The 25265-nt window shown below is 59.3% G+C and carries 22 protein-coding genes and 1 riboswitch; of the genes, 13 read left to right on the forward strand and 9 right to left on the reverse strand.

The genetic code is table 11. The features are described 5' to 3' along the window. Positions 1 to 106 precede the first annotated feature (106 nt). Positions 107 to 517 carry a peptide deformylase gene (locus AB5750_RS04605; protein ID WP_368145592.1) on the forward strand — a complete coding sequence of 137 codons (411 nt, stop codon included), beginning with the start codon at positions 107 to 109 and terminating at the stop codon, positions 515 to 517. Between the two features lie 75 nt (positions 518 to 592). Here the strand turns inward: AB5750_RS04605 and AB5750_RS04610 are convergent, their stop codons facing one another. Further along, positions 593 to 2074, reverse strand: coding sequence for an aminotransferase class I/II-fold pyridoxal phosphate-dependent enzyme (locus AB5750_RS04610; RefSeq protein ID WP_368145605.1), 1482 nt, complete (start codon positions 2072 to 2074; stop codon positions 593 to 595). A gap of 201 nt (positions 2075 to 2275) precedes the next feature. Beyond that, the gene (locus tag AB5750_RS04615) at positions 2276 to 3133 is read right to left on the reverse strand and encodes a LysR family transcriptional regulator (protein ID WP_368145591.1); all 858 of its coding nucleotides are present in this window, start codon (positions 3131 to 3133) and stop codon (positions 2276 to 2278) included. Between the two features lie 118 nt (positions 3134 to 3251). Here AB5750_RS04615 and AB5750_RS04620 point away from each other — a divergent pair, with 118 nt between their 5' ends. Beyond that, positions 3252 to 4163, forward strand: a complete 912-nt coding sequence (locus tag AB5750_RS04620; RefSeq protein WP_368145590.1) for a DMT family transporter — start codon at positions 3252 to 3254, stop codon at positions 4161 to 4163. A gap of 140 nt (positions 4164 to 4303) precedes the next feature. Next, positions 4304 to 6553 carry a KUP/HAK/KT family potassium transporter gene (locus AB5750_RS04625; protein WP_368145589.1) on the forward strand — a complete coding sequence of 750 codons (2250 nt, stop codon included), beginning with the start codon at positions 4304 to 4306 and terminating at the stop codon, positions 6551 to 6553. 79 nt (positions 6554 to 6632) lie between these two features. Here the strand turns inward: AB5750_RS04625 and bsh are convergent, their stop codons facing one another. Further along, the gene (gene bsh, locus AB5750_RS04630) at positions 6633 to 7598 is read right to left on the reverse strand and encodes a choloylglycine hydrolase (RefSeq protein ID WP_368145588.1); all 966 of its coding nucleotides are present in this window, start codon (positions 7596 to 7598) and stop codon (positions 6633 to 6635) included. Between the two features lie 131 nt (positions 7599 to 7729). Next, complete coding sequence (locus tag AB5750_RS04635) at positions 7730 to 8149, reverse strand: peptide deformylase (protein ID WP_117746174.1); 420 nt, start codon at positions 8147 to 8149, stop codon at positions 7730 to 7732. Between the two features lie 193 nt (positions 8150 to 8342). Between AB5750_RS04635 and AB5750_RS04640 the strand changes: the two genes are divergently transcribed. Both AB5750_RS04640 and AB5750_RS04645 read left to right on the forward strand, forming a co-directional pair. Continuing rightward, a complete protein-coding gene (locus AB5750_RS04640; RefSeq protein ID WP_117769832.1) occupies positions 8343 to 9653 on the forward strand; it encodes an NCS2 family permease in 1311 nt (436 codons plus the stop codon). A 137-nt stretch (positions 9654 to 9790) separates the two neighbouring features. Beyond that, entirely contained in the window at positions 9791 to 10456 is a 666-nt protein-coding gene (locus AB5750_RS04645) for an alpha/beta hydrolase (protein ID WP_368145587.1), read from the forward strand. Positions 10457 to 10516: 60 nt separating this feature from the next. On the opposite strand, the gene AB5750_RS04650 is transcribed toward AB5750_RS04645, so the two are convergent. The 4 genes from AB5750_RS04650 to AB5750_RS04665 all read right to left on the reverse strand — a co-directional run bounded on the left by AB5750_RS04650 (position 10517) and on the right by AB5750_RS04665 (position 15079). Beyond that, complete coding sequence (locus tag AB5750_RS04650) at positions 10517 to 11851, reverse strand: uracil-xanthine permease family protein (protein WP_368145586.1); 1335 nt, start codon at positions 11849 to 11851, stop codon at positions 10517 to 10519. Between the two features lie 123 nt (positions 11852 to 11974). Beyond that, the gene (locus AB5750_RS04655; protein ID WP_368145585.1) at positions 11975 to 13108 is read right to left on the reverse strand and encodes a 5-methyltetrahydropteroyltriglutamate--homocysteine S-methyltransferase; all 1134 of its coding nucleotides are present in this window, start codon (positions 13106 to 13108) and stop codon (positions 11975 to 11977) included. Positions 13109 to 13263: 155 nt separating this feature from the next. Then, entirely contained in the window at positions 13264 to 14160 is an 897-nt protein-coding gene (locus tag AB5750_RS04660; RefSeq protein WP_055286633.1) for a LysR family transcriptional regulator, read from the reverse strand. 10 nt (positions 14161 to 14170) lie between these two features. After that, entirely contained in the window at positions 14171 to 15079 is a 909-nt protein-coding gene (locus AB5750_RS04665; RefSeq protein ID WP_040358674.1) for an HAD-IIB family hydrolase, read from the reverse strand. 160 nt (positions 15080 to 15239) lie between these two features. After that, positions 15240 to 15350, forward strand: a riboswitch (TPP riboswitch). Positions 15351 to 15401: 51 nt separating this feature from the next. Between AB5750_RS04665 and thiM the strand changes: the two genes are divergently transcribed. The 3 genes from thiM to AB5750_RS04680 are packed head-to-tail and all read left to right on the forward strand — an operon-like array spanning position 15402 to position 17278. Next, complete coding sequence (thiM, locus tag AB5750_RS04670) at positions 15402 to 16241, forward strand: hydroxyethylthiazole kinase (protein WP_368145584.1); 840 nt, start codon at positions 15402 to 15404, stop codon at positions 16239 to 16241. A 3-nt stretch (positions 16242 to 16244) separates the two neighbouring features. Beyond that, positions 16245 to 16586, forward strand: a complete 342-nt coding sequence (locus tag AB5750_RS04675; protein WP_368143411.1) for a thiamine-binding protein — start codon at positions 16245 to 16247, stop codon at positions 16584 to 16586. Further along, entirely contained in the window at positions 16583 to 17278 is a 696-nt protein-coding gene (locus AB5750_RS04680) for a thiamine phosphate synthase (RefSeq protein ID WP_006234517.1), read from the forward strand. Before AB5750_RS04675 ends, AB5750_RS04680 begins: the two co-directional genes overlap by 4 nt. A 112-nt stretch (positions 17279 to 17390) precedes the next feature. On the opposite strand, the gene AB5750_RS04685 is transcribed toward AB5750_RS04680, so the two are convergent. After that, positions 17391 to 18260, reverse strand: a complete 870-nt coding sequence (locus AB5750_RS04685; RefSeq protein ID WP_368145583.1) for a patatin-like phospholipase family protein — start codon at positions 18258 to 18260, stop codon at positions 17391 to 17393. A gap of 324 nt (positions 18261 to 18584) precedes the next feature. Between AB5750_RS04685 and AB5750_RS04690 the strand changes: the two genes are divergently transcribed. The 5 genes from AB5750_RS04690 to AB5750_RS04710 all read left to right on the forward strand — a co-directional run bounded on the left by AB5750_RS04690 (position 18585) and on the right by AB5750_RS04710 (position 25227). Next, positions 18585 to 21302 (forward strand): bifunctional diguanylate cyclase/phosphodiesterase, encoded by a 2718-nt coding sequence (locus AB5750_RS04690; RefSeq protein WP_368145582.1) that lies wholly within the window; start codon positions 18585 to 18587, stop codon positions 21300 to 21302. A gap of 127 nt (positions 21303 to 21429) precedes the next feature. Then, entirely contained in the window at positions 21430 to 22959 is a 1530-nt protein-coding gene (locus AB5750_RS04695) for a diguanylate cyclase domain-containing protein (RefSeq protein ID WP_368145581.1), read from the forward strand. Positions 22960 to 23033: 74 nt separating this feature from the next. Further along, positions 23034 to 23657: a flavodoxin family protein gene (locus AB5750_RS04700; RefSeq protein ID WP_117820872.1), complete on the forward strand. Its 624-nt coding sequence runs from the start codon at positions 23034 to 23036 to the stop codon at positions 23655 to 23657. An 11-nt stretch (positions 23658 to 23668) separates the two neighbouring features. Continuing rightward, positions 23669 to 24010, forward strand: coding sequence for an arsenate reductase family protein (locus AB5750_RS04705; protein WP_117769844.1), 342 nt, complete (start codon positions 23669 to 23671; stop codon positions 24008 to 24010). Between the two features lie 86 nt (positions 24011 to 24096). Continuing rightward, positions 24097 to 25227 (forward strand): GTP-binding protein, encoded by a 1131-nt coding sequence (locus AB5750_RS04710; protein ID WP_117635529.1) that lies wholly within the window; start codon positions 24097 to 24099, stop codon positions 25225 to 25227. Positions 25228 to 25265: the final 38 nt, after the last annotated feature.

A 25265-nucleotide genomic window follows, 5' to 3' on the forward strand; every position in this document is an offset into this window, starting at 1 on the left:
ATCTGGCAACATGGTCCAACATCGAAAGATTGTAACGCGGACGCATGGCTTTCCTTCCGCGCTATTATTAAAAGTCCACGAAAGCATAAGACATGAGGAGCCCGCCATGATTAAACCCATCATGAAGTCCGAGTTCTTTTTACGCCTGCCCTCCGAAGACGCCGGCCTCGAAGACGCCGCGACCGGGCAGGATCTCCTAGATACACTCCACGAGCATGAGCGCGAGTGCGTGGGCCTCGCCGCCAACATGATCGGCGTGCGCAAACGCATCATCTGCGTAAAGGACGGCAACAGGACACTCCTGATGTACAACCCTCAAATTCTTGAGCAGGTCAATGCCTACCAGACGAGCGAAGGATGTCTTTCTCTCGTCGGCGAGCGTCCCTGCACCCGCTATCGCCGCATTAAGGTGGAGTATTTGGACGAGAACTTCGTCCACCGCATCAAAAACTTCTCGGGCTACACCGCCGAGATCATCCAACACGAAATCGACCACTGCCAAGGAATCGTTATATAGTTCCGACGATTCAAGAAAGCTCCCCGCAGCAAAACAACTGCAGGGAGCTTTTCATAGTGCGGAGCTTCTATCCCACTAGTTCTGGCGGTAGTGATCGAAGAAGTCGGCCAAATCTTCGAGGGACTCTTTGAGCACTTCCATGCGCGGCAGGTACACGATGCGGAAGTGGTCGGGCTCGGCCCAGTTAAAACCGCCGCCGCGCGTGATCAGGATCTTCTTCTCGTGCAGCAGGTCGAGGGCAAACTGCTCGTCATCGGTGATGTTGAACTTCTTAACATCCATCTTGGGGAAGATGTAGAACGCCGCACGCGGCTTAACCACCGAGATGCCGTCAATCTTGTTGAGCGCCTCATACACAAAGTTGCGCTGCTCGTAGACACGGCCGCCGGGACGGATGTAGTCGTTGACCGACTGATGTCCGCCGAGCGCCGTCTGGACGATCGACTGGGCCGGCACGTTGGAGCACAGGCGCATGTTAGAGAGCATGTTGACGCCCATGATGAAGTCGCTCATGCAGCGCTGGTTGCCCGAAAGCACCATCCAGCCAATGCGATAGCCCGCGATCATATGCGACTTGGAAAGGCCGCTAAAGGTGACGCAGGGCAGATCGGGAGCGAGCGAGGCAATCGAGACGTGCTCGTAGCCGTCCATGCACAGACGGTCGTAGATCTCATCGGCAAAGATCATGAGCTGGTGCCTGCGCGCAACCTCGACGATGCCCTCGAGCACCTCGCGCGGGTAAACGGAGCCCGTGGGGTTGTTGGGGTTGATGATGACGAGGGCCTTGGTCGCGCTCGTGATCTTGGACTCCATATCCTCCAGGTCGGGATACCAATCGGCCTGCTCGTCGCACAGATAGTGCACAGGATGGCCGCCGGCAAGGGTCGCGCACGCCGTCCAGAGCGGATAGTCGGGGCTGGGGATCAGAATCTCGTCGCCATTGTCGAGCAGCGCGTTCATCGAAAGCTGAATAAGTTCGGACACGCCGTTGCCCGTGTAGATGTGCTCCATCTGAACATTGGGCAGGCCCTTGATCTGCGAGTACTGCATAATCGCCTTGCGCGCAGAGAACAGGCCGCGCGAGTTGGAATAGCCTTCGCAGTCGGGCAGCTGCTGGCGCATGTCCTTGATGACCTCGTCGGGCGTGCGGAAACCGAAGGGCGCCGGATTGCCGATATTGAGCTTGAGGATGCGCTCACCCTCGTCCTCCATACGGGCAGCCTCGTCGACGACGGGACCGCGCACGTCATACAGGACGTTATCGAGCTTGGTGGATTTAGAAAAAGTACGCATGGTGGCGCTCCTTGGAATTTGAGCTGAGGGACTAGGTTCGGATTTGGCAACTTTACGGGACGGAGGGGTCTCACCTTGGTCGGCGTCACCGGCAAGCAGCCAGGTAACATCGACCTCCAAAATGCGGGCGAGCAGCTCTGCCACATCGCGCCGCGGAATCGTCTTGCCGCTCACATATTGGCTCATCTGACTCTTGCCGAGTTTTTTGCCGAGCATCTCCGATGCGCGGATTACGTCCGACTGGCGAACGTCGCGATCGGACATAGTCTGTCGCAGGCGATCGCTAAACGTCTCTTGGGCCACTAGAACCTCCTTGCTGGCAAAGTTCAATTTACTGAACACGAATTGAACCTGAGTTCAATTTAGGCAGCAGTATAGCGCGACGCATTATCCGAAAGTTCAATTTCATAAGAAAATGTACCGAGCCCCGAGAATTGTCCCAAAGTGGACAACAGGTACGCGCTTTTAGAGATATTCAAGGAAACGAGCCGCCGCAAGAGAAACGTCAGCCGTGCGATATATGGCATTAATCTGGCGATGAGGATGTCCCTCGAGCGGGCGCACGGCAATATCGAACTGGCAGCGGCGCAAGATGAGCGCCGGAAGAATGCTCACGCCCAGACCGTCCTCGACCATGGCCATAATCGCATAGTCATCCCAGGTCGACAGTTTTGAGCGCACCGTCAGGCCCGCGCGGCGAAACAGCGGCGTAATCTCGTCGTCGCCACCGCGTTCCAGCAGAATAAACTGCTCGTTGGCCAAATCGGCAAGGGAAACGACCTCCGCGGTGGCAAGCGAGGAGTCCGCTGGCACCACGGCCATCAGCTCGTCTTGCACCAACGGCCGCGACGCCATGCCGGCGCCGCGTGGCTCACGCGGAATAAAGCCCAGGTCGCAGCGGCCTTCCGCCACCCATTGCTCTATCTCGGAGTAATCACCCATCAACAGCTCGTAATCGACGTCCGGATGATCGGCGCGAAACCGCGCGATCACCGGCGGCAGCACATGGGTCGCCACACTCGAAAACGTACCGATACAGATCTTGCCTCGCATGAGCCCTCGCATCTCGTCCACGCGTCGCTGCAGGCGGCCAAACTCTTCGCATAACGCCTCGACCGCCGGCATGACCTGCCGCCCGTCGGCAGAAAGCACCACGCCCTCGCGGCTTCTATCGAGCACTTTAAAGCCCCAGTCGGCCTCGAGATCGGCCACCATACGGCTCACGCCCGACTGCGAATAGCTCAGCCGCTCGGCGGCGCGCGTAAAACTGCCGGCGCGTACCGTCTCGAGCAGCACTTGCATCTTTTGGATATTGGTCTCCACAGCACGTCCCCACCATTGCATGAGTATTTGTCATGTCATCCATGCATTATATTCGCTTTTCTTCTAAAGCCAGTTCACCCATAGTGAACATGCTCGGATATAGAGGAGATGTCAGCGCATGAACAACGGACTGTTTACGTACCTAGCAGCATTGCTATTGTTTGGCTCCAACGGCATCATCGCCGCTGCCATCGCGCTGCCGAGCTCCGAAATCGTGCTACTACGCACGTTTTTGGGCGCACTCTCGCTTGTCACCGTCCTCGCCATCACCCAACGCCATAAGTTGCAGGCGCCATCTCGCCCCCGCGAAGCCGCAGCCCTCCTCCTCTCGGGAGCCGCACTGGGCGCCAGCTGGATTTTTCTGTTCCGCGCCTACCAGACGATCGGCGTCGGCATATCCTCGCTGCTGTACTACTGCGGCCCTATCATTGTCATGGCGCTCTCCCCGCTCATCTTTGGCGAAAAGCTGACCGGTGGCAAAATCGCCGGGTTTATCGCCGTCGCCTGCGGCGCTTTTCTCATTGCAGCGCAAGGTTTAGGCGGCAACATGCCCATTGCGGGCATCGTCTGCGGCATCGCCTCGGCATTTTGCTATGCACTGATGGTCATCGCCAGCAAGGGTGCGCCGCACATCGAGGGTCTCGAGAACTCCGCGCTCCAGGTGAGCGCCGCCTTTGTAACCGCGTTGATCCTTACGCTCTTCACGCAGGGTGCCCCCTCGTTCCTCTCCCCCAGCATTGCCGCCGGCATCGATTGGCGCGCCGTTGCCATGCTCGGCATTGTCAACACCGGCATTGGCTGCCTGCTCTACTTTAGTGCTGTCGCCAAACTGCCCGTGCAGACCGTCGCCGTCGTCGGCTACCTCGAGCCGCTTTCGGCCGTCGTGTTCTCGGCCGTCCTTTTGGGCGAAACCATAACACCGGTCCGCCTGATGGGTGCCGCACTTATCATCGGCGGCGCGCTCTTTTGCGAACTCGCCGGCAAACGCGCAGACACCAAAGCAAGCATCGCCCAAGCGGCACGCGCTTAAAAGCCCCTGCTTTGAAATGCCACCTGCGTATATTAATAATCCCCAGCTGGGGATTATTGTCTAAAACACCCCGATGTGCCAAACTGCTCTTGTATGTATAAAGACGGCATAAAGATTGTCTGTCCTAGACAGATAACCGGATGTCCAAGGGAGTCCACGTGGCACACGACAAACTGGAGGCAAGCCCCCATGACCAGCGTGGTCAAGGCGGGCATGGAACCATTCCCCTCTCCGCTGGCATGCTGCTCGTAACGCTCGGCGTCGTCTATGGCGACATCGGCACGAGCCCCATGTATACCATGAAATCAATTGTCGCCAACAACGGCGGCATCGGTACCGTTAGCGAGGACATGATCTTGGGCGCGCTTTCGCTCGTTATCTGGACCATGACGCTCGTGACCACGGTCAAGTACGTGGTAATCGCCATGAAGGCCGACAACCACAACGAAGGCGGTATCTTCGCCCTGTTCAGCCTCGTACGCAAGGTGGCACCGTGGCTGATTCTGCCCGCCATGATCGGCGGTGCGGCACTGCTTGCCGACGGCATCCTCACCCCCGCCGTCACGGTCACCACAGCCATCGAGGGTCTGCGCACCATCGAATGGGGCCATGCGCTGCTGGGCGACGGCCAGACCAACGTCATCATCATTACCATCATCATTATCTGCGGTCTTTTTGCCATGCAGCGCGCCGGCACCTCGTCAATCGGCAAACTGTTCGGCCCGCTTATGACGCTATGGTTCCTGTTCCTGGCGGGCGCCGGCCTGTTCAACACGCTCGGCAACCTGTCCATCCTGCGCGCGCTCAACCCCATCCGCGGCATCATGTTCCTGTTCTCGCCCATCAACCATTCGGGCATCATGGTGCTCGGCTTTGTCTTCCTGTCGACGACCGGCGCCGAGGCGCTCTATTCGGACATGGGTCACGTGGGCAAGGCTAACATTTACGCATCCTGGCCGTTCGTAAAGGCAGCGCTCATCCTTAACTATCTGGGTCAGGGCGCTTGGCTGCTCGCCAACAACTCCAATCCCCAGATGCTCGCGATGGACATCGTCAACCCGTTCTACATGATGCTTCCCGAGCCCCTGCGCCCCTTTGCCATCGTGCTTTCGGCCGTGGCGGCCATCATCGCCTCGCAGGCGCTCATCACCGGCTCGTTCTCGCTGGTATCCGAGGCCACGCGCCTCAACCTCATGCCGCACCTGCGCATCCACTACCCCAGCGACACCAAGGGCCAGCTCTATATTCCGCTCGTCAACAACATCATGTGGGTCGGCTGTATCTTCATCGTGCTGCTGTTCCAAAACTCCGAGCGCATGGAGAGCGCCTACGGCCTCGCCATTACCGTGACCATGCTCATGACCACGACGCTTTTGACGAGCTACATCGCCGGCATCCTCAAGCACAAGCTGGGTGCCTGCGTCTTCGCCCTGCTCTTTGGTGCCATTGAGCTGTGCTTCTTCGCTTCGTGCCTCACCATGTTCTTTGACGGCGGCTACGTCATGATCTTCCTGGCCGCGCTGCTGTTCGGCCTTATGTACGTGTGGCGCCGCGGCACCGCCATCGAGCGCACGCAAACGATCCTGCTGCCCGTCTCCAAGTACATCGACCAGCTCAATCGCCTGCGCAATGACGAGACCTACCCCGTGCTCGCCGACAATCTGGTGTTCCTCACCAACAGCCCCGACCCGCTCACGCTCGACCGCGACGTGCTCTATTCCATCCTGGACAAGCACCCCAAGCGCGCCAAGGCATATTGGTTCATTAACGTGCATGTCACCGATGAGCCCTATACGCACGAGTATTCCGTCGAGACCTTTGGCACGGACTTTTTGTTCCGCGTGCGCCTGGACCTGGGCTTTAAGGTCAACCAGCGCGTTAATGCCTACCTGCGCCAGATCGTTGGCGACCTGATGGCATCGGGTGAGTTGCCGCCGCAGCATCACACCTACTCTATCTACGAGACACGCGGCAACGTGGGCGACTTCCGTTTTTGCATGCTGCGCAAGATGCTTGCCCCCGAAACGGACATCAACCGCAACGACCACCGTGTGATGGCCATCAAGTACGCCGTCCGCCGCGCCTGCGGAAGCCCGGCACGTTGGTATGGTCTCGAGAACTCGGCCATCATCATTGAGTACGTACCGCTCTTTGCCCGCATGCGTCCGGCAGTCAAGCTCGTACGCACCCAGGTGCCGCTCGAGATCCTGATCGAAGAGGCCGAGGAAATGGAAGTCGACATCTTCTCGGACGACCTGGTCAACGGCAACGAAGCCGGTAAGGACATGAACGTCGATCCCACCGAGTTGCTCGAGAGCGTCGCCGATATGCCCGAACAGCAACAGCTCGACGGCCTCGAGAGCGAACAGCTCAACGATGCCAACTTCTAGCGACGTCACAAATCAACGACAGCGGCCCTGCATCTCACGGGAGACGCAGGGCCGATTTGCATTGCAGTAAAGCTAACGGCTACGAACGACGCGGCTCGGGAACCACGAGCCTATCGGGGCTCGCGCCCTCGGCATCCATCAGGCTCACGTAGCGAATCGACGGATCCCCATACATCGCGTAGTAATAATTGCCCGTGCGCGCGCTAAAGCATCCGGTATAGATAGTCTTCTCGAACTTGCCATCGCCCATCCTGGACGCCCCCTCAATCATCACCACGCCCTCGAGTGAACGGAACATGCGGACGACGTTTTCGGTCTCGCTCTCCTTTTGCGGGTAATTGGCATTGAGGTACGCCGCCTTTACAAAACGGCTCGGCGAATAGCAGTCACCCGGAATACCGCGCATGCCGGCACCCGCGCCATAGGGCTTGAGCTCGGCGCCACGCCATGTCGCCGTCTGCGGAAAATCGCTTGTGGCCGTGATATAGGTGCGCAGGTTTTCCATGTGCCACGGGAAGGCGGGCTGATTGGCAAGGGTGTCGACCGGATCGTCGTATACATGCAGGCCGTCAGCCATCATCTCGACCACGATGCTACGCTGGCTGTCGCCGATAATCCAATGGAGCAGCGACACGCCCAGCCCCTCTCCGGCAGATTTGGCGACAATCACCGTATCGTGCAGCGCGGCCTCGACCTCATCGACCGTCGAGAACGTCGCTGCCACCCAGAGGGGAAACTCATAGGCCGCGATGTTGGTCTTTCCATCAACCGGGCCCTCGGCATACTCGGCATAGCCGGGAAAGTTGAGCCCCGCCACAGCCAGACCCGCATCGTTACCGCAATCGAAAAACATGGGATAGTTCTTGTAATCGATGCACATACCGATCACCGCGTGTGCCGCTGTCGCGTCGTCGATAAACGAATACGGAATGTGAAACCCGCGCGGCATCACGCGAACCTGTTGGCCGTAGTCAAAGCTCCAGTCGAGGTTGCGTCCCAGATACATGTGGCCGGAATCATCGGTAAATCGAATGCTCGTACACATGGCGCCTCCTAGCCTTACGTTCCTGCTAAGGTTATTGTCACCAAACAAAAAGGCGCTAAACACAAAAGCCCGGACATGACAACAATGTCACGTCCGGACCAAAAGAGACGAAGTGCGGTGCTTTGGTCCCCTTAGACCAACTTTCCTAGACAGTGGTCAATCATGTGTTGAATCATCTGCGCCTCGAAGCCCACAAAGTCCTGCTTGCGCTCGCGCATCTTGCCGTCGACGATCACGTCATAAGCGACCTTGCACTTGATATAGCGCGTGGACTTGGTGACCTCCTCGTGCGTCAGGCAGCTCTCCTCCATCTTGCTGGCGCCCAGGCCAAACACCAGACGGGGGTTGTAGAGCACGTGGGGCTCGCCGGCATCGTCCAGGTAGACGCAAACCTTCTTGGTAACGCCAATCTGGTTAGCGGCCAAGCAGCCGGCATCGTCGAGCGACTTGATGGTATCGATCAGGTCCTGAGCAACCGACTCGTCCTCGACGGTCGCAACCTCGCAACGCTGGGACAGGATAGCCTCGTCGTGGCAAAGCTCTTTAATCATACGTTCCTCCATAGGGGTCGTTGTAACCGCTTAAGTATACGGTACCCACACATTTTCATGCGAAAAATACCGTCCGTCTGCTACAAAGCGCCGGACATCAACATGCGAGGAACAACAGCGTCGTAAAGGGGCTATAGTGGGTGAGTTCGTGTCAATCGGCCTAAACTCGGGGCCGAGCAAGGAAAGGGTATGCATGGACGAACTATTTCACGTCAGCGAGCGCAAGTCCACAATCGGGACCGAACTCCGCGCTGGACTGACAACATTCCTGGCGATGGCCTACATCATCGCCGTCAACCCCGCGGTGCTCTCGGGCGCTGGCATCGATGCGGGAGCGCTCGCCTGCGCCACCTGCCTGGGCGCCGGCATCATGACCATCTGCATGGGCATCTTCGCCAACCGCCCGCTCGCCTGCGCGTCGGGCTTAGGCGTCAACGCGATGATCGCTGGAATCACCACCACCGTCTGCGGCGGTGACTGGCACGTGGCCATGAGCGTCATCTTCCTCGAGGGTATCGTCATCTTGCTGCTCGTGCTTTGTGGCCTGCGCGAGGCCATCATGGACGCCATCCCGGTTGTCCTGCGTCACGCCATCTCGGTGGGTCTGGGCCTGTTCATCGCCATGATTGGCCTGTGCGATGCCGGCATTATCACCGCTGGCGCCGGTACACTCGTCGGTCTGGGCGACATCACCTCCCCCACCTTCATCGTCGGCATCATCTCCATCCTGGTGACAGTCGCCCTCGCCTGCCGCAACGTCCCCGGCTCGCTGCTCATCGGCATCGTCGTCGCCGTCATCGCCGGTATCCCCCTAGGTGTGACCCATGCTCCGACCGGTATCATCGCCCCGCTCGACTTCTCGAGCATCGGTGGCCCCATCGCCGACGCCGGCGGCGTGCCCGCCATCGTCAAGGTCCTTACCGACCCCACGCTCCTCGTCATCTCGTTCTCGCTGCTCATGAGTGACTTCTTCGACACCATGGGCACCGCGATGGCCGTGGCCAAGCAGGGCGAGTTCCTCACCGACGACGGCAACGTCGAGAATATCAAGGAGATCCTGATCGTCGACTCCGCCGCCGCTGCTGTGGGCGGTTTCATGGGCGTCTCCTCCATCACCACCTTCGTCGAGTCCACTTCCGGCGCCGCCGACGGTGGCCGCACGGGCCTCACCTCCGTCACCACCGGCGTGCTGTTCATTCTCGCCGCGTTCTTCTCCCCCATCGTCACCATCGTTTCCAGCGCCGCCACCTGCGGTGCTCTGGTCTACGTCGGCTACCTCATGATGAGCGAAGCCTCCGAGATCGACTGGTCCGACGTGTCGCAGGGTTTCCCGGCGTTCATGATCGTCGCCGGCGTGCCCTTCACCTACTCCATCTCTGCCGGCATTGGCCTGGGCTTTATCGCCTACGTGATCGTCGCGCTCTTTAAGGGCGAGGCCTCCAAGATCAAGCCGCTCATGTGGATCGCAGCCCTTGCCTTCCTCGTCTACTTCTTCGTGGCGTAACGGCATAGTCTGCTAAAGCAGAACATCAAGGCGCGGAGTCGCATCGAGCGGCTCCGCGCCTTTCTTTTAGCGTCTGCCCCCGCGCCAGCGTGCGACAATTGAGGCTGTCAATATCACAACACCGAGAGAAGCCTGCCTTGGAAGCGCATCATAAGCAGATAACCGTTTACTCAGAGTGTGCGGAAGGCGCGCCCGTCATCTACCTCCCCGTGGTTATGGGCGACGGTAGTGAAGTCTACGAGCGATGCCGAGAGCTCGACTGCCCGCCATTCACCCTTGTCGCCATTGGAGGGCTCGATTGGAATCGCGAGCTTAGCCCCTGGGAATGTGAGGGAACTATACGAGATGCCGAGCCCTTTGGTGGACAGGCTGCTGGTTTTCTTGACGAGTTGTTGAAGCAGATAATCCCAGAGGCCGAATCATCACTTCCCTGCCCGCCCACCTGGCGCGGCATTGCCGGCTACTCGTTGGCGGGTCTTTTTTCACTGTGGGCACTTTGGCAAACAGATGTCTTTGAGCGCGCGGCAAGTGCATCGGGGTCGCTGTGGTTCCCCGGCTTTATCGACTACGCGCGCGAGCGCACGATGCCAGCCACGCCCGACGCCGCCTATCTGTCGCTCGGTAAAAAGGAAACCAAGACGCCCAACCGCATGATGCGGCACGTACTCGACGATACGCGTGCGATGGAAGAGCTGTTTATCGAGCGCGACATTCCAACAACACTGGGGCTCAACCCCGGCAATCACTTTGCCCAAACTGACCTGCGCATGGCGCGCGGCATCCACTGGATACTGACGCATTAAAAATGGCGTCCACGCGTACATACGCATGGACGCCATTTTTAATTTGGCTGAACGCAGCTACTATTCAGCAGTCTCCTCAAGCTCGGAAGTATCGAACTCAAAGTCATTACCGGGCAGGATGGCGTTGAGCACAATGCCCACCAGCGAGCCCACGGCAAGGCCCGAAAGCGAAATCGTCACGCCGCCCAGCTCCAGCACGATGGCACCGGCGGTACTGTAGGCAATGCCGAGCGAAAGCACGAGCACCAGAGCCGCCACCAGCACGTTGCGGTTGTTCTGGAAATCAACCTGATTCTCGATAAGGTTGCGAACGCCCACGGCACTGATCATGCCGTAGAGCACGAGCGACACGCCGCCGATAACGCACGCCGGCATAGCAGCGATTACAGCAGCGAACTTGGGGCAGAACGAAAGCACGATGGCGCAGCAGGCGGCAATGCGAATCACACGCGGGTCGAACACACGCGTAAGCGCAAGCACGCCGGTGTTCTCGCCATACGTGGTGTTGGCCGGAGCGCCAAAGAGCGACGCCAAGATGGTCGCCAGGCCATCGCCGAGCAGGGTACGGTGCAGACCGGGATCGGCAATGTAATTGCGTTCGCAGGTAGAGCCAATGGCGGAGATATCGCCAATGTGCTCAATCATGGTCGCAAAGGCCAGCGGCATGATGGTGATGATAGCCGTCGTGGCAAGACCGCTATCGAACTGCGGGCCAAAGAGCGCAAACACGGTGTTGTCCCACACGATGGGCAGACCGACCCACGGAGCGGCGGCAGCGCCCGAAAAATCAACCTCGCCCAGCACCGCCGCGACAGTATAGCTCACCACAACGCCCAGCAAAATCGGCACGATCTTGACCATGCCGCGGCCCCAGATGTTGCAGATGACGATCACGGCCACAGCGATGACGGCGACAAGCCAGTTGGTCTGGCAGTTGGCAATGGCAGAGCTCGCCAGGATCAGGCCGATGGAAATGACGATGGGACCGGTCACCACCGGCGGAAAGAAGCGCATGACACGCTTGGCGCCAAATGCGCGGAACAGCGCCGCCAGCACCGGATAGAGCAGGCCGGCGCAGGCAACGCCCAGGCAGGCGTAGGGCAAAAGCTCGGCCTCGCCGTTGGGTGCAATGGCGGCATAACCCGCGATAAAGGCAAACGACGAGCCCAGAAACGCGGGCACCTTACCGCGCGATAGAAAATGAAACAGCAGCGTGCCGATGCCGGCGAACAGAAGCGTCGCCGAAACGGAAAGGCCGGTGAGCACGGGCACGAGCACCGTGGCTCCGAACATCGCAAACATGTGTTGCAAACCCAACACGAACATGCGCGGGCGGCCGAGCGATGATGCATCGTAGATGGCATCGGTGACGGCGGGCGTCGAGGATTGGGACATGGAGGTCCTTTCATGATGGAAGGGCGATCAGGCATATCGGATAACCTGCCCGAACGATACGATCCGAACCATTGTACGTGATACGCCATGTCTCGCACGCGCCGTCACCTGCGAACGGTAACGTTACTTCCAAACGCGCTCGGCAATGCGCTTGACCAGCGCGATCTTTGCCCACTGTTCGTCCTCGGTCAGCTTGTTGCCAATCTCGCAGCTGGCAAAGCCGCACTGGGGCGACAGGCACAGGTTCTCGAGCGGCACGTACTTTGCGGCCTCATGGATACGTTCGACGATAACGTCTTCGTCCTCAAGCTCAGCCGCCTTGGTGGTCACCAGGCCCAGCACTACCTTCTTGCCGGGGGCAACGTACTTGAGCGGCTCAAAACCGCCGGCGCGGGGTGTGTCGAACTCCAGATAGAACGCATCGACGTTCTCATGTGCGAACAGATACGGAGCGATAGGGTCGTAGCCGCCTTCAAAAGCGTAGGTGGAGTGGTAGTTGCCGCGGCACACGTGCGTGTTGATAACCAGATCGTCGGGCTTGCCCTCGATGGCAGCGTTGTTGAGCGCCACGCCCAGCTCGCTTACCTTTTGCAGGTCGACCGGGCTCATGCCGGTTTTGGCGACAAAATCGATATCGCAGTAGATGCCCCAGGTGCAGTCATCAAACTGGATGTTGCGGCAGCCTGCTGCGTACAGGTCGGCGATCACCGTGCGATAAGCGTCCGCAATGGCGTCGGCAAGTTCCTCATCGGTCTTATAGACGGCACGCAGGCTCTCCTGCTGGCCGTCGCAGCGGTCGAGCGTGACTTCGGAGAACGTCTGAATCGGCGCCGGAATGGTTTGCCGTGCGACCTGGCCCTTGCCCTCGAGCGCCTTGACAAACTTGAAGTGCTCGACGAAGGGGTGGTTCTCGCCGCTGATAGGGCCGGTCACCACGGCGGTATCGGCCGTCGTCTCCTCGTCGTGGAACATATAGCCCGTACGCGAGGTACGGCGTTCAATGCCGTTGAGCCCCCACATAAAATCGAGATGCCAGTAGCTGCGGCGGAACTCGCCATCGGTGATCACCTGCAGGCCGGCGGCCTTCTGCTTGGCCACCAAATCGCGAATGGCATCGTCCTCGACGGCCTTAAGGCCGGAAGCGTCGAGTTTACCCGCGACATAGGCGGCACGGGCGTCCTTTACAGCCTGCGGACGAAGAAAGCTGCCGACGATATCGGCGCGAAACGGCGCATTCGGTTGAATCGAAGTGCTCATAGATATCTCCCTTTGCATTGGTTGCTTTACTGGGACAGAGTATGAGCGCTCATATGACCATCGTAAAATATACGTTTATAACAGTTTGATATAGATGTTTCCTATATCAGTCTGGACTGTCATAAAGAGACTTGAACCGTGCGGAGCACAGCAGCCTAGATATGCTGACGAATCGCGTCGATATAGGCCCGACCGTAGCGCGTAAGCGTCGTGTTCTTGCGCGTGATGATGCCAATCTCCATGTACTCGTCCACGTCGAGCGGAATCGAGATAATGCCGGGGCCGTTGAGCTCGTGGCTGATCACGCCCGAGCATACCGTGTAGCCGTTGAGGCCCATGGCCAAATTGAACAACGTCGCACGGTCGCGCACGCGGATATTTTTGCGACGCTCGAACGTCGAGGTCAGCTCCTCGGAATAGTAAAACGAGTTGTAGCTGCCCTGCTCGTAGGACAGGAACGGGTAGTCTTCCAGATCCTCGAGCGTCACGCTGGAGCGGTCCGCCAGCGGATGGTCGGCGCAGACGAAGACATGCGGCGTGGCGCAGAAGAGCCCTTCGAACACGAGCTCGTTGGCCACCAGCATGCGCTCGATGACCTCGCGGTTGTGCTCGGACAGATATAGGATGCCCAGCTCGCTTTTCATGTGCGCGACATCCTCGATAATCTCGTGGGTCTGTTCCTCGCGCAGGGTAAAGTCGTAGCGCGCGGCATCGAACTCGCGGATCACGTCGACAAACGCGTTGACGGCAAAGGAATAATGCTGGCAGCTCACACTAAAGTGCGGCACCTGCTCGGATGCGCCCTTGTACTTGCCCTCGAGTAGGTCGGCCTGGTCGAGTACCTGACGCGCGTAGCCCAAGAAGGTCTCGCCTTCCTCGGACACAATGACGCCCTTGTTGGTGCGCTCAAAGATGTGCACACCCATCTCGTTTTCGAGATCGCGGATCGACGCGGTAATCGAAGGCTGCGACACAAAGAGCCGGCGCGAGGCCTCGGTGATGCTGCCGCATTCGGCAACCTTAACAACATACCTAAGCTGCTGAAGCTTCATGACGTTCTCCCTAGACGTTCGTGGCGCCAAGACCCGCCGCGTCCACCTGGCGCATAAACGACGGCATCTCCCCCGTCGCGGCGCAGGCGGCAATCTGATGCAGAGCCCCGGCGACCGCATCATCTGCCGCAGCGCCGATATGCCAGCGCGCCGCCGCCGTGACGACCTCGTTGGCATTAGCGACTGCAACGGAGTTGGGAACGGCATCGATCATGGGCAAATCGTTATCGGAATCGCCAAATACGGCCACCTCGTCGGGCGTCATGCCCATAGCGCGCGCCAGCTCCAGCGCAGCGCAGCCCTTGTCCCAACCAGCCGGAAGGATGTCAAACAGGCGCACGCGGTTGTTGGGAAACACAAGCGAGATTTCCGGCACCTCAGCGGCAACGCGCTCGCGTAACTCCGCGAGCTCCTCACGCGAACGGGCACTCCAGATATTCGCCTTAAACACCGTCGCATCATCGACGACGGGACGGCACGGAGCCTCTTCGCCTTTGAGCCACGCATTGCCGCCCGACTCCATAGCGCGACACACACGCTCGGGATCGCTCGTCACGCAGTAGGCATCGTTGCCCCAAAAGTCATCGCCCAGGCTATAGACTTTTAGAAATGTATCGTCGGTCTCTTGCTCCAGATAGTCAGCCAAACGCATCAGGGCATCGTTGTCGATTGCGCGCGAGGCGACTACTTCGCCGTCGACAAACATCACCTGGCCGTTACAGAACGCGCCAGTCGAAAAGCACTCGGAACGATTTTTGAACATCCAGCCCATCGCGGACGGCTGACGACCCGAAACCGGACCAAAGTGCAGACCCGCCGCCTGCATGGCATGAATACCCTCAATGGCGTAGTCGCTGACACCGTCATGTCCAGCCGGAATCAGCGTATCGTCCATATCGGTCAGCACAAGTTTGATCATAGAGCCCCCCGTCATTTTCACCGTAACCATTGTAACGACCTGCCAATAAGGGACAGGTTTATTTTGCCAGGTTTTATCTGGGAAAATGCAACGCCCCTGTTGCCACCTACCAAAATAAACCTGTCCCTATTTGGCAGGTGCGCTAGTATAGGGAGCAACAGATTCGATGCGGGAGTGCCGGCGGTGCAAACCACAAGGCTGAGAGGGCATGGGGCCCAATCCTTTGAACCTGTCAGTTAATGCTGGCGTAGGGAGCATGCCGCCTTTACAGGGGCGCTGTCTATGCACAGCGCCCCTTTTCTATGCCAAGGAGGCATGTGCAGTGATTGATTCGGAACAGCTTAAACAACATATGGTCAAGGCCGTGGAGGAGATTCGCGCCACCAATCCGATGGCCGGCTCCATCACCAACACGGTGACGATCGACTTTGTCGCCAACGCGCAGCTCGCCGTGGGCGGATCGGCCGCCATGGTCTATCTGCCCGACGAGGGCGAGGCACTCGTTGCCGGCGGCGGCGCCATCTATCTCAATATGGGCACGCTCTTCCCCATCTACGAGCAGACAATTCCCCGCGCGGCCAAGGCGGCACACGACGCCGGCAAGCCCTGGGTGCTCGATCCAGTGGGCTTGGGCATCGGCAGCCTGCGCACCCAGTTGGTAAACGAGCTCAAGCAGTACAAGCCCGCTATCGTGCGCGGCAACGCCTCCGAGATCATCGCACTCGCCGGCCTGTGGGGTCTTGAGGGCGAGGCAGCTGATCTGAGCCGTGTACGCGGTGTCGATACCACCGACACGGTCGACGCCGCCCGTGGCGCCGCCGTGGCGCTCGCCCGCTACACCGGCGGCGCCGTAGTGGTCTCGGGCGAAGTCGACCTGATTACCGACGGCACGACCGTGGCCAAGTCCCACGGCGGCAGCCCGCTCATGTCCAAGATCACCGGCTGCGGTTGCTCGCAGGGCGGCGTGCTGGCCGTGTACGCCTGTGCCGCCGACCCGTTTACGGCAGCCATCTGCGGCACCGCGGTCTACAACGTTGCCGGCACGCGTGCCGCCGCCGTCGCCGATGCCCCGGCAAGCTTTAAGGTCGCCTTTATCGATGAGCTCTACCGCGCGACCGCCCAAGATATCGCTGATAACCAACTCGAGCTCGAGGAGGCATAAGCCATGTCCGAGCCCGCAACTGCTGCCGGAATGAACACACTCGTCGCCGTGGCCATCGCCCCGTGCGGCACCGGCGATGAGCTGTCCGCCGAGGTCGCCGAGGTCGTGCGCGTCATTCGCGAGAGCGGCCTTCCCAACCGCACCACCTCGATGTTCACCGAGATCGAGGGCGACTGGGACGAGGTCATGCAGGTCGTGCGCGACGCAACCTTTGTGTTGGCGAGCAAGGGCATCCGCACCGAAGTCGTGCTCAAAGCCGATATTCGACCCGGATTTACCGACACCATGACCGGCAAGCTCGAACGCATGGAAGCGCAGATCAAAAAGCAGGAGGAAGCACGATGAGCATCCGCGACAACCTTGATATCTCGGCCTATCTGGTACTCGGCCCCGAAAACACGCTCGGGCGTCCCGTGGGCGATGTGGTGGCCCAGGCGCTCGACGCCGGCTTTACCTGCATCCAGGTGCGCTCCAAGGTGGCAAGCGCCCGCGAGATCATTGCGCTGACGGGCGACGCCGCGCAGGCAATCGCACAGGCCGGCAAAACCGGTCAGGTTGCCCTGCTGATCGACGACCGCCTGGACTGCGTACTCGCCGCGCGCGAGCAGGGTATTGCTGTCGACGGCGTGCACGTGGGCCAGAGCGATATTCCCGTCGAGGTCTGCCGCAAGCTTCTGGGCCCCGATGCCATCGTGGGCCTTTCCGCCCGTTGCGAGGAGATGCTCGAGTACGTCAAGACCGCCGACATGAGCCTAGTCGACTACCTGGGCATCGGCCCACTCCACGAGACCGAAACCAAGCGCGACTGCGGACGCGCGGCCGACGGCTCTATCATCACCAAGAGCTTTGAGGACCTGGCCGCACTCCACGCGGCAAGCCCCGTGCCCATCGTGGTGGGCGGCGGCGTCAAGACGGCCGACCTGCCGCAGCTCAAGGCCACCGGCGTCGACGGCTTTTTCGTGGTGAGCGCCGTCTGCAGCGCCGATGACCCCTACGCCGCGGCCAAGGAGCTCGTCGACACCTGGCAGCAGGCGTAAGTCTAGGCCGAGCAGCTGATTCGCAGCCTCATATCTTCAGCAATGGAAAGCGCATCCCAGTTTGGACCTCCATTCCGGGATGCGCTTTTCGCCGAGTCCGCGGCAGTTTGCCCTACCCCGCTAGGTAGACCTCCAGCGCGGGCAAGGTCGCCTCCGCATCGTGGCGGCCGATCTGATAGATGCGCTCGAGCTCATCGGGCTCGCGGCACAGCGACGGCACCTTCACCGATTCGCTCGGCCGCACCACAAAGATTTCGCCGGCAGCCTCGCGACGCGCCAGGTCATCGAGCGTAGCATTGTAGACCTCATGCCGATGCTCAAGCGCCGCGACAAACTCCGGGTAGTGACGGAACACGCGCCGCAGCATGGGCATCACGCTGTTGGGCTGCTTCACAAAGCCCGCCGGCTGCGTGAGTACCACGATATTGCGGTCATACCCCTGCGCAAACAGCCATGCACTGGGAATAGAATCAGCCACGCCACCATCCAGATACTTATGCCCGTCAATAGCAACGGGACGCGTCGCCACGGGAATCGCCGACGATGCCCGGATCCACTCGATATCCCTCTCGTCGCCATAGGGCAGGTCGTGGTAGACGGCCTTGCCCGTCTCGATATCGGTGCACACGCACGTAAACCGCATAGGACAGGCGCGATACGCCTCCAAGTCAATGGGATCGCGCTCGATAGGCACCTCGTGATAGGCAAAATCGGCATTGAACATATCGCCGGTCCGCAGCCAGCTTGCTACACCCGCATAGCGCTTATCGGCACAATAGGCCTTGTTATAGCGAATGGCACGGCCGATCTGGCGCGATTTAAAATTGTAGCCAAACGCCGCGCCCGCCGAGACGCCCACCATATGGTCGCAGGTCAAACCGTGCTCCATCCAAACGTCGAGCACGCCCGCCGTATACATACCGCGGTAGCCGCCTCCCTCGAGCGCGAGCCCCACCGTGCGCGTCATAGTTGACTGTGCCATGCGACCATCTCCATCCCCACAAATTCAAACGGAACAAGTATACCCGTCAACATATACCGCCCCAGTCGCATTTTTATCGAACATCGCATCATCGCGCTGCCGTTTGTCGAATAATAGCCACCCACAGCATGTGCACCCCTATATAATTTTGCACTGTTGTTTATACTACTCAGCAGTTATCAACAGCGAACATTAGCCGGCAAAGTAACCCAACAACGCAGCAAGGCGGGGGCCTGGATACACGCAAAACGCTGAGCAACGATGCGTGTACACAACGAGCTCGCCCGACGCAATCCGCTCCGACTTCAGAAAGCCGCTTAGAACATGGATACTGTCAGCAATTACACCGAAACGCTCGAAAAGACCGTCCGTGACCTTCTCGAGCGTCAGGAGGATCTGATCAGGACCGCCTTTACCGACCAGCTTACCGGGCTTGGCAACCGTGGCGGCTTTGCCCGCTCCCTCGAGGAGCTCTGGGAGCAGGACACCCCCGTTACCATGGCGTTCATCGATATCGACAATCTCAAGCACTGCAACGACGTCTTTGGGCATGACGAGGGCAACCGCTATATCTTGCAGGTAAGCCTCTATCTCAAACTGTATATGAAAGTGGACGAGGCGGCGTTTCGCATAGGCGGCGACGAGTTTGCTATCCTATCTACGATTGCGACCGAGGACGACCTCGCCGAACGTCTGGAACACTGCCGAACGATCCTGCTCAAAAACAACGATTCCGAGATGCCCCACTCGTTTAGCTACGGAGTGGCACACGCCGACCCCGCCCTGGGCGAAGCCTCCAATCGCATGACACTCGACGCCGACCATCGCATGTACGACTACAAGCTACGTCATGCCATGCATCTCGATCGGCGCAATATCACGCAAGTCCACGCCGACGACTTCGAAATAAGCGATCGTATTTTTGACGCCTTTTCGATGCTCAACGAGGGCCGTTATTTCTTTATCGAGAACTTGGACAAGGACCGCACCCTTTGGTCGCAAGGTGCCTTGCGCGATCTCGGTCTTCCTTCGGAGCACATAGACAGCTGCCGCGATTTCTGGAAGACGCGCGTCCATCCCGATGACCTCGAGGCCTACGCCAACGACATCAACCAGATCTTTAACGGCTCCAAACACCGCCGCGTCATGCAGTACCGCATGCGCAATGCCGCGGGTGACTACGTTCTCTGCCGTGCTCGCGGGTTTCGCATCGACGGCGACGGAAATGTCCCCTCGCTCTATGTCGGCGAACTCGTCAACCACTCGCTTGCCGAAACCGTCGACGCCGCCACAGGCCTCGGAACGCAGCGCATGCTGGTCAACGCTATCGATGCCTGCCGTCGCGACCGCTGCGAGACGGGGCTTATAGCGGTGCGCATTCGTGGCACGGCGAATCTCAACGAGCTCTACGGGGCCGAGGCTGTCGACAACATGCTTGCCGAATACGCAGGCCGCATGCTGTCGATCACCCGCGGCAGAAGCCGGGTCTTCCGTTCACGAAGCGTCCAGTTCGTCGTGCTCAGCAACGATTTGGACCATGAGGCATTCGAGCAACTGACCCGCCACCTTAAAGAGGCTGTTTTCGCTCCTGTTCAAATCGCGGGCGACACCATTACTCCCGTCTGCCTTGTCGTCCCGGCCTTTTACGAGCAGTTAACCCATCAAGCGACCGCCGTTTTAGGCGAACTCGACCGTCGCCTTCGCACGGCCGGCGGGCTTGTTCCCAACGACAGCCTCCCCATACCCGAGGCGGAGCGCAAAAGCGCCATCGCCGAACGTATCGACTCGCTCACGGGCCTCTATCGACCCAGCGAGTTTATGCGGCGCGCCAACGCATTTCTCGAGGCAAGGCGCGACGACACCTGGTGCATCGCCACCGTCGACATGGGTCACATGCGCCTGTTTAATGAATGGCACGGCCAGGCCGAGGGCGACCGCGTACTCGCCGATGTGGACACGGTCCTCAAGGACATCGAGAATGCCGATATGGGCGTCGCAGGGTACTGGGGCCAAGATGACTTTTGCGTGCTCATCCCCTTTAAGCACATCACCGTCCATCAAATCTACAACCGCGTTCGCGAGGCAGTAGCCAGGCATGATGACGGCGTAGGTTTTTGGCCGTCCATGGGCATTTACCCCATCGACTCCAATGAGGAGATCACCATCGATGCGCAGGCAAAGGCCATGTTTACCAATCGACGCGCCAAAAACGACTTCAAGGAGCGCATTGCTATTTTCCGCCCCGAAGAATATGAACACGAGATTGCGTTCCACCGCACGCTGACCGAGTTCCAGTACGCGCTCTCAAATGGCCGCATCACGTACTACCTGCAGCCCCAGGTCGATATGGAAACCGGCGAGATCATTGGCGCCGAGGCACTTACGCGCTGGATTGACAAGGACGGCTCTCTCATTTCGCCCGCAACGTTTATTCCCGCACTCGAGGAAAGCGGCTTTGTGGTGACGCTCGACAAGTACATTTGGCAGGGTGTCGCCATATGGCTTCGCGAGTGTCTCGATCGCAGTCTTCGCGTGGTTCCGGTCTCGCTTAATGTGTCTCGCGTGGACATTCTTGCCTGCGACGTTGCCGAGCATATGGGATCGCTCGCCGCCCAATACAACCTGCCGCCCGAGCTCATGCGCATCGAGATCACCGAGACGGCTTATACGGGAGAGTCCGAAGCCGTGGACAAACTGACAGCCGACTTGCACACCCGCGGCTTCTCGACCTATATGGACGATTTTGGCACCGGTCAGTCCACGCTCGCGATGCTCAAGAACGTCAACGTCGACGTCATCAAGCTCGACCGCACCTTTGTGCCCACCGACCGCGATCAAGGCCGCAGCGCGCAGATCGTGTCATCGATGCTCGAGATGGCGCAGTCGCTCCATCTGCCCATTGTAATCGAAGGCGTCGAGACAGATGAGCAGGCGAACATGCTACGCCACATGGGCGCCCGCTACGCTCAGGGTTTCCTCTACTACCGCCCCATGCCGGCGAAGGATTTTGAGGCATTGCTCGATGGTGGCAATAACAACTGATACGCTCGTGCGCAAAACGCCACCGTCGAAGGGGGTATTTGTCTCCATTAGCTAACTTATATCCCCAATTCAAACCAAATTGGGGATATGATACAAACCGTTGTTCCGCCCAAGGAGGTTATCCATCATGAACGAGTCATACCGCATGGGCGAGCAATCGATTATTGCCTATCTTCAGCGACTTGCGAATGGCATCTCGACCGCCGAACTCGATGTTGCCGCGCTGCCTGCTGAGTTGCGCGCCGTTGGCGAGCAACTGCAAAAGACGCATGCCATCCTGCAACAAGAGCGCCGGCTGCTTGAGAGCAACGCCTATATCGACCCGCTCACCAACTTGGGCAACCGCGGCGGACTCGACCGTCACGTCGAGCAACTCTGGCACAAAGGTGACCCCTTCACCTGCGCCTATATTGACATCGACCATCTCAAACATTGCAATGATAGGTTTGGCCACGCCGAAGGCAATCGCTATATTCTGAGCATCTGCCGCACGCTCTCCGAAACCATGGAGCACGATGAGATGCTGTTCCGCATCGGTGGAGACGAGTTTGTGCTCATCTCGCTCTCCGCAAACGAGACCGAACTCGAGCAGCGCTTGGAGCGGGTACGTGCCGGGCTGATCGAGGCGAGCTCAAGTGGCAAGGCGCCCATGATCGCCAGCTTTAGCTTTGGCTGCTCGCGCGTCGATCCACTTGCCGGCGACACGCGTCGCCAGATGACGATGGATGCCGATCGCAAGATGTATCGCTATAAGCTTATGCATCGTGTGCAGCAACCGAAAGACAATGACGCGCCGCAACGCCCAATCGTCGATCAGCTTCCCTGCAACGACCGGGTGTTCCAAGCGATCTCCATGAGCTCCGAGACGCGCTATCCGTTCATCCTTAACCTCGATACGGGAGAATCGCAATGGTCGGTTAACGCCGTGCGCGATTTTGACCTGCCCTCCCAGCACCCTTTTAACTCACTCGACATGTGGCTCGCCCGCGTTCATCCCGAGGACCGCGACAACGTACGCGCCGAGCTCGACATGGTGATAAACGGCACGTGGCACTTCCACTACATGCAGTATCGCGTAATGGATGCCACCGGAAAATACGTGCTTTGCGACTGCACAGGTTACCGCTTGGACGGCACCGATACCGAGCCCAGCATGTATGTGGGCACTATCATCAACCGAAGCTTGGCAGATACGACCGACTCGGTAACGGGCCTGGGCGATGTCCACGCGCTGGTCAACGCTATTGGAGAGATGCGCCGCGTGGCGCGCGAGGCAGGCTTTATTGCCATTAAGGTCGACGATATCGCCGAAGTCAATGCCCGCTTTGGATTCGATGCAGGCGACCGCGTGCTCGCCGAAAGTGCCGCCTGCCTCATGGATTGTTCGCGCGGCAAGGGTCGCCTGTTCCGCTCGACGGGACCAATGTTCGTGGCGCTTTTCGATGAGCTCGGCCCCGAGGCAATCGACGAGCTCGCAAACGAAATCGAACGATTCCTGGGTTCTCCCGTGCTCATCGGCTCGCTTGAATATCAGCCGCCCATTCGCGTGGCCACGCTCCATCTGAACAGCGTTGGCCGACAGCCCGTTTCCATTTTGAACGAGCTCAAAGCGTTGCTCGGTAAAGCCGTGCAGGTTCCAGGTACCAAACTGGATTAGCACCGCGCCCGCACCGCCTCCCCCATCGTGCGATAATCCTCTGCAGAAGTCACCAACAGCAGAGGGAGTTTGTGATGAAGGTTCTTTTGGTCAATGGCAGTCCCAAGGCAAACGGCAACACCGCCCGCGCACTCGCCGAAGTCGCCGAGCAACTCAACGCCGAGGGTATCGATACCGAGGTGTTCCAGCTGGGCGCCAAGCCCATTCGCGACTGCATTGGCTGTGGCCAGTGCGGCAAGCTCGATTGCCGCTGCACCTTTGACGACGACGTGGTGAACGAGCTGATCGCTGCCGCCGAGCAGGCAGATGGCTTTGTCTTTGGCTCCCCCGTCTACTATGCGCATCCCAGCGGACGCATCCTCTCGGCTCTCGACCGCGCATTCTATGCTGGCAGCAAGGCCTTTGCGCACAAGCCGGGTGCCGCGGTCGCCGTCGCCCGCCGTGGCGGCACGTCGACCACCTTCGATGTACTCAACAAGTACTTCACTATCAACCAGATGCCCGTGGTGGCCTCCACGTACTGGAACAACGTCTTTGGTGCCATGCCGGGCGAGGCCACCCAGGACGCCGAGGGCCTGGCCACCATGCGAAACATCGGCAAAAACATGGCCTGGCTCCTGCGCTGTATCGAGGCAGGACAGGCCGCCGGTATCAACGCACCCGAGGCAGATCGAGCAACGACCAACTTCATTCGATAGAGCGGCGGAGCATGAATATCCAGATTTTTGGAACCAAAAAGTCTTTCGATACCAAGAAGGCCCAGCGCTATTTTAAGGAGCGCCGCATTAAGGTGCAGTTTATTGACCTTAGGGAAAAGGAGATGAGCAAGGGCGAGCTCACGAGCGTGATGCAGGCGGTCGGCGGCATCGACAAGCTGCTCAACCCCAAGGCCAAGGACGAGGAGACGCTCGCGCTCATCCAGCACCTTACCCCTAGCCAGCGCTTCGACAAACTGCTCGAAAACCAGCAGGTTCTAGCCGAACCCATCGTGCGCAACGGCAAAAAGGCCACCGTCGGTTATTGCCCCGATGTATGGGGAGCCTGGGAGTAGCCTGTGTTATTTGCCGGCGCGTGGGTATAAGAGCAGGCGTTTGGCATAAGATTCAACTGTAAGCCATGTCTAACAAAGGAGGGCACATGCCCAACAAACCCGTGAAGATCATCATGCTTACCGGATACCTCGGTGCCGGCAAGACCACGCTGCTCAACCACATCCTCGCTAACGACGGCGGCATCCGCGCCGCCGTGATCGTCAACGATATCGGCGAGATCAATGTCGACGCCAGTCTTATCGCCGACGGCGGCCTTTCCGAGACCGACGACCTCATCCCGCTCACCAACGGCTGCATCTGCTGCACGCTTTCGGACGACCTGGCCAACCAGCTGCAGGGCATTGCCGATTCGGGCAAGTTCGACTACATCATCATCGAGGCATCGGGTATTTGCGAGCCTATCCCCATCGCCTACACCATCTCGAGCTTCTGCGACGAGGCCAAGGTGGGCGGCGAGCCCAAGCTCGCGCTCGACAACATCGTGGCCGTGGTCGACTGCGCCCGCATGTACGACGAGTTCAACGGCGGTCGCGACCTGCTGGCTGAGGATATCGACGAGGACGACATCGAAAGCCTGCTCATCCAGCAAATCGAGTTCTGCTCCACGCTGATCCTTAACAAGACCGATACCGTGACGCCCGAGCAGATCGCCGAGCTCAAGGCCATCGTGCGCAGCCTGCAGAAGGACGCCGTGATCGTCGAGGCCCAAAACGGCGAGGTCCCCATGGAGGAGCTGCTCGATACCGACCGCTTCGACTTTATGCGCGCCTACAACTCCGCCGCCTGGATCGAGGCCATGGAGCATCCCGAGGAGCACGACGACCCCGAAGTGCTCGAGTACGACATCGAGACCTTTGTGTACTCGCGCCGCAAGCCGTTTGACCTGCAGAAGTTCACTGATTTTGTTGAGCAGGAGTGGCCCGACGAGGTCATCCGCGTCAAGGGTCCGCTGTGGCAGACCGGTGATCCGGACATGTGCTACATGTTTGAGCAGGCCGGCCACCAGATGCGCCTGATGGAGAACGGCCTGTTCGTTGACTCCGCGCCCGAGGGCGAGAAGCAGAAGATCATCGACGAGAACCCCGAGATCATGCAAATTTGGGACGACGAGACGGGCGACCGCATGACGAGCCTGTGCATCATCGGCCGTCACATGGACAAGGACGCGCTCATCGCCTCCCTCGATGCCTGCCTGACCGACTGGCACCGCGCCTAGGTTTATCCAAGCGGGCATTTTTCCGCCTATGTAACTGC

Origin of the sequence: Collinsella aerofaciens, assembly GCF_040926185.1 — a bacterium.
In the GTDB taxonomy this organism is placed as follows: Bacteria; Actinomycetota; Coriobacteriia; order Coriobacteriales; family Coriobacteriaceae; genus Collinsella; species Collinsella aerofaciens_BC.